Source organism: Mailhella sp., from assembly GCF_057866825.1.
Map to the genome: position 1 here is coordinate 1 of NZ_DBMAHT010000125.1, position 5671 is coordinate 5671.

Annotated in this window: 5 protein-coding genes; 4 read left to right on the forward strand and 1 reads right to left on the reverse strand. The window is 57.9% G+C overall.

The window, feature by feature from the left end; all coding sequences use genetic code 11:
* The coding region (locus tag ACZM96_RS09185) for an MBL fold metallo-hydrolase (RefSeq protein ID WP_489488685.1) at positions 1-401 on the reverse strand (401 nt) is incomplete at its 3' end.
* A 1812-nt stretch (positions 402-2213) separates the two neighbouring features.
* Here ACZM96_RS09185 and rfbA point away from each other — a divergent pair.
* The 4 genes from rfbA (at position 2214) to rfbB (ending at position 5585) form a co-directional block, all read left to right on the forward strand.
* On the forward strand, positions 2214-3101 hold the full coding sequence (gene rfbA, locus ACZM96_RS09190) for a glucose-1-phosphate thymidylyltransferase RfbA (RefSeq protein ID WP_489488687.1): 888 nt from the start codon (positions 2214-2216) through the stop codon (positions 3099-3101).
* On the forward strand, positions 3088-3636 hold the full coding sequence (gene rfbC / locus ACZM96_RS09195) for a dTDP-4-dehydrorhamnose 3,5-epimerase (protein WP_489488689.1): 549 nt from the start codon (positions 3088-3090) through the stop codon (positions 3634-3636). The genes rfbA and rfbC overlap by 14 nt, the downstream gene beginning before the upstream one ends.
* Positions 3627-4463 carry a dTDP-4-dehydrorhamnose reductase gene (gene rfbD / locus ACZM96_RS09200; RefSeq protein WP_489488691.1) on the forward strand — a complete coding sequence of 279 codons (837 nt, stop codon included), beginning with the start codon at positions 3627-3629 and terminating at the stop codon, positions 4461-4463. Before rfbC ends, rfbD begins: the two co-directional genes overlap by 10 nt.
* Positions 4464-4577: 114 nt before the next feature.
* Positions 4578-5585, forward strand: a complete 1008-nt coding sequence (rfbB, locus tag ACZM96_RS09205; RefSeq protein WP_489488693.1) for a dTDP-glucose 4,6-dehydratase — start codon at positions 4578-4580, stop codon at positions 5583-5585.
* Positions 5586-5671: the final 86 nt, after the last annotated feature.

The following is a 5671-nucleotide window of genomic DNA, read 5'->3' on the forward strand; positions in this document are numbered from 1 at the left end:
ACCAGATGCACGCCCTCAAATTCGCTGTTTTCATACATGACCGTCACTTCCGTGAAGCCGGAACGCACGAAGGCATGCGCGTCTTCCATGCTCTGCACGACCACCGGAGTATGCTTGTCGAGGCTGCCGCCTATGGTGCCGTCCGGCGACATGTCGATGTGATCGGGATGCACGTGGGTGCAGATGCAGGCGTCCACGCCCCTGAGCACGTCTTCCGCGGGCATGGGCAGCGCGGTCATGGGCATGGGAATGTCCAGCTTGTCCGGCTCGCAGCGGAACACGTTGCCGAGCGCGCGGAACGTGCCCATCGCGCCCTTGTCCATGAGCCAGGGATCGGTGAGGAAGGTCTTGCCTGCGTATTCGATGCGCAGCGTGGCGTTTCGTATCTGCTGAATCTTCATGAGGTTCTCCTTGTACTGTCGAAATGATGCCGTCAAAAGGAAAAGGCGGCGCGTTGTCGGGGCTTGCTGATCGGCGCATCCTGCGGAGCGCCGCAGGTCGGTCCGTTCAGCGTACCCCCGGCAGAGCGTTTCCGCAGGAGGGCCCCGGCAGGAGCGTCTCTGCCGACCGTCGGTGCGCCCGCGTAACGCCGCCGGATGCCGAGGCTTCGGCTCGGCGAGGGGCTGTTTTCAGACATAGACCCTCTACTGACTATAGGGTCAAGAGGGAAACGCGAATGTTGCGGAAAAAATCAGAGGGGCTGCGGAGTCCGGGAATGCCGGAGAGGGAGTCGGGGAGAGAGACGCGCGGCGCGCCGGATTCTGCGGAAGAGACGCGGGGCGCGTGGAGTGGAGAAATAAGCCCGGATGTCAGCGCGGGACGGCGGAACGGGTATTTTCGGACAACGGCGCGAAAGCTGGGGAGCATCGGAAGGGGGGAGAACGGCGGGGAAGGCGCGGTGCGGGATGGAGTGCAGGCGGAGGAATTTTTCATGACGCGCCGCGCCGGCGGGGGACGCTGCGTCTTTTTGGGGGAGCTCCCCGATGGTGGGGCGCGACACGCCGGGGATGGGCCGAAGGGATTCCCGCGCGTTCCCGGGCCGGATCTGATTCCCTGCCTTGAGAGGAACGGCGGGAGAAACTGGCGTTTTCCGCGCTTCCTGTCCTCCAGTATGTCAGACCCGGCGGGCAGCGCTGCCGGATGCCGGAGCCCTGGCGAAGTCGTCCGCCGAAGGCACGTCGTTGGGAGGCGTTCCCCGACGCGGCGTCGAAGCGCCGGCGTTTCGCATCCCCGGCATAACGCGCGGCGACAAGGCCGATGTTGTCCGCCATTCCTGGCCGAATCCCGCCCGAAAGAAAAGGCCGCCTGCGTGTCTGGAGGAAGCGCAGAACGGCCGCAATTCTCCCGGACGGGCCGGGCTTGGCAACGCGGCAGGAGGAGTCGGCGTCGCGAACCCGACCCGGCAGGGGTCTTTTCCACGGTTATGTATCCGATGATACGTCGGGAAGCGTTCGGATGCAATCGTTCCGGGGCAGGAATTTTTCGAAAAGGCTGCTGAACAACCGCGCGCTGGCGCGACTTCGGCGCATGGCGGAGGGAAAGGTATCGGAACAGGGCACAGCGGAGGGTGAAGGTGCTGAGTCCCCCCCCTGGGGCTGCATGCTGCGTCTGTGGAGAAATGGCAGACAGGCGAAAGGGCCCGAGGTCGGCAGGATGGGGCACCAATTCCGGGCGTGGCGCGACCTCGTGGCAGATATCGTTGCCTCGACGAAGGGAAGATTTCTCGATATATCATACTGTCAGTCATACTGACAAAAAATTTTTAATGACTGAAGACACAGTCTGCCGACTCTGACCGACGGAACATGAGGGGGGGAATTTCGGCATTTCTGGAAGCGGGGCGCCCTTCAGAATTTTTATTTTTATATCGTTAATTCAAATAATTGACGCCTTCGGTTAAGCAGAAAATAACCAGCGGAAACGCCGTGGAGTCTGCCCCGAAGAACGCCCTGCCGGGGACTGCGCGCGCCAAGAAACGACTTGTCTTTCCGTATGAATTAAGCGATTAAGACAACTGACAGTTAAAATTAAGAGTAAAAATGAACATTTTTATAATATAATCAATTGAAATTAATAAATAAATATAATTTATCATAAAATTGAAGATTATCAAAATCATACTGTCAGTTATGCATGATGGCAGGGGCAGTTTTGTGAATGGGGCACAACGCTTCGTTCCGTAAACATAATACGATAATGAACCAGGGAAAGACATGAAAGGCATACTTCTCGCCGGAGGCAGCGGCACGAGGCTCTATCCGCTTACGCGAATCACGTCAAAGCAGCTTCTGCCCGTGTACGACAAGCCGATGATCTATTATCCGCTCTCTACACTGATGCTGTTCGACATCCGGGAAATCCTCATCATCTCCACGCCGCAGGACACCCTGAACATCGAGCGCCTGCTCGGCGACGGCTCGCAGCTCGGCCTGAAGCTCTCCTACAAGGTGCAGCCCGAGCCCAAGGGCATAGCCGAGGCCTTCACCCTCGGCGCCGACTTCGCTGCCGGCGACGACGTGTGCCTCATTCTCGGCGACAACATCTTTTATATGGGCCATCAGATGAAGATCTATCGTCGCGCCGTGAAGCAGAACATGGGCACGCGAGCCACCATCTTTGCCTATCATGTTTCCGATCCTGAACGCTTCGGCGTAGTGGAGTTCGACGAGAACCACAGGGCCCTCAGCATCGAGGAAAAGCCCGAGCATCCCAAGTCTAACTATGCCTCCGTGGGCCTGTATTTCTATCCGCCGGACGTGTGTGAAAAGGCCGCCAACCTGACGCCTTCTGCGCGCGGCGAGCTCGAAATCACGGATCTCAACAATATGTATCTCAGGGAAGGCCGCATGAGCGTGGTGCCTATGGGCCGCGGCATCGTGTGGCTCGACGCAGGCACGCCGGATTCCCTGGCTGACGCCACCCACTTCATGCAGGTCATTGAAAAGCGGCAGGGACTCAAAATCGCCTGCGTGGAGGAAATTGCCTTTGCCAAGGGCTTCATCGATGAGTCGCAGATGGAAGCACTCATCAACGATATGAAGAAGGGAGCCTACCGCGAATATCTCATGAAGGTTCTGGAGGAGCGGCATGAACTTTATTAAAACAGCCATCGAAGGCGTGTACATCATTGAACCCCGCATTTTCACGGACGCGCGCGGCTACTTTTTTGAAAGCTACAGCAGAGCAGCCTTCGAGGCAGCGGGGCTTCACTATGATTTCGTGCAGGACAATCAGTCGAAATCCTGCTACGGCACGGTGCGCGGATTGCATTTTCAGAAGGGGGAACACGCGCAGGCCAAGCTTGTGCGCGTGCTTGAAGGCACCGTGCTCGACGTGGCCGTGGACATCCGTCGTTCCTCTCCCACCTACGGGCAGCATGTGGCCGTGGAGCTCTCCGCGGAAAACAACCGTCAGCTCATGATTCCCCGCGGTTTTGCCCACGGCTTTTCCGTGCTCAGTGAAACCGCGGTGTTCGCCTACAAGTGCGACAACCTGTACTGCAAGGAGTCCGAGGGCGGCATCCGCTTTGACGATCCCACGCTTGCCATTGACTGGCGCATCGACATGTCCCGCGCTCTCACGTCGGACAAGGACAAGCTGCATCCGTATTTCGCGGAGTTTGAAACATGTTTCTAGTCACGGGAGCCAACGGACAGCTTGGGCAGGAACTGCGGCTGCTTCTCGGCGACCGGGCCGAATACGCTGGCCGCGCCGAGCTCGACATCACCGACGAAGCCGCGGTTTCGGCATTCTTTGCGGCGCGGAAATTTGATGCAGTTATCAACTGCGCGGCGTACACCGCTGTGGATAAAGCCGAAGATGACGTCGAGGCCGCCGACCGCGCGAACCGCGTGGGCCCTGAGCTTCTGGCGCGCTACGGGCGCAACATCATTCAGATTTCCACGGACTACGTGTTTGACGGCACGGCACATCTCCCCTATCGGGAGAGTGATGCGCCGAATCCGGTTTCCGTGTATGGACGCACCAAACTGGCCGGAGAAGAGGCCGCGCTCCGCGAGGCTGAAACGGCGATCGTGATCCGCACTTCGTGGGTGTATTCGAGCTTCGGCAACAACTTCGTGAAGACCATGCGCCGCCTGGGCGCTCAGCGCGAGAGTCTCGGCGTGGTGTTCGATCAGGTGGGAACGCCGACGTATGCCGCCGATCTCGCCGCGGCGATTGTTGCCGTGCTGCCGCAGATCACGCCGGGCATGAAGGCAATCTACCATTTCAGCAATGAAGGCGTGACAAGCTGGTACGACTTTGCCTGCGCCATTATGGAAGAGTCGGGCCTTTCCTGCGCCGTGCGCCCCATCGAAAGCGCCGAATACCCCACCCGTGCCGCGCGCCCGGCCTACAGCGTGCTCAACAAGGCAAAAATTAAACGTGACTTCGGACTGTCTATTCCGCACTGGACCGACAGCTTGAAACGATGCGTCAGAAAGATGGAGAGGGGAGAGTGATTGAGCTTTGCGGGGAGGGAGGAAACCTTTCTGAAGAAAGGCTTTTCTCCCTCCCCGCGCGCATCTCTTTTTCCAAAGATTTTTTATTGATTGGAACGATTACAGGACAACACAATGAAATCCATACTCGTTACCGGCGGCGCCGGGTTCATCGGCTCCAACTTCGTGCCGTATTTCTGCGCGAAATACCCGGAGTATCGTGTCGTCAATCTCGACAAGCTCACCTACGCGGGCAATCTCGACAATTTGAAGGAATGCGAGGTCATGCCCAATTACGTCTTCGTTCAGGGGGATATCTGCGACGAAGCGCTCGTGGAGCGGCTGTTCACGGAATACGACATCCGGGGCGTGATTCATTTTGCGGCGGAGAGCCACGTGGACAACTCCATCAAGGGGCCCCGTGCCTTCATGGAAACCAACTTCATGGGCACGTTCACGCTCATCGAGACGGCGCGCCGTCATTGGATGGACGCCCCCGGCAAGGTGAAGCCCGGCTATGAGGGCGCACGATTCCATCACATTTCCACGGATGAAGTGTACGGCACGCTTGGGGCCACGGGCTACTTTGCCGAAACGACGGCTTATGCGCCCAACAGTCCGTATTCGGCGAGCAAGGCGGGCTCGGACTTCATCGTGCGGGCCTACCATCACACCTATGGCATGAACGTAACCACCTCCAACTGCTCGAACAATTACGGGCCCAAGCAGCATCGGGAAAAGTTCATTCCCGTCATCATCAGCAAATGCCTCGCGGAACAGCCCATTCCGGTATACGGCAACGGCTCAAACATCCGAGACTGGCTCTATGTGCTCGACCACTGCAAGGCCATCGACCTCATCTTCCACAAGGGGCGGAGCGGCGAAACCTACAATATCGGCGGCCACAACGAGCGGAACAATCTCCAGATTCTGCACACGGTGTGCTCGATTCTGGATGAACGCCGTCCGCGCAAAAACGGCATGAAATACGAAGAACTCATGACCTTCGTCTCCGACCGTCCGGGACACGACAAGCGCTACGCCATCGATCCCACCAAAATAGTGACGGAACTCGGCTGGAACCCCGACGAGAACTTTGAATCCGGCATCGTGAAGACCGTGGATTGGTATCTGGAAAAATAATTTAGCTGATTAGATTAGTAAGGTGTAGTTATGGAATGTACAGGTGAACGTTATTTGCCGAGATATGATGGAGATTGGACTCTTGA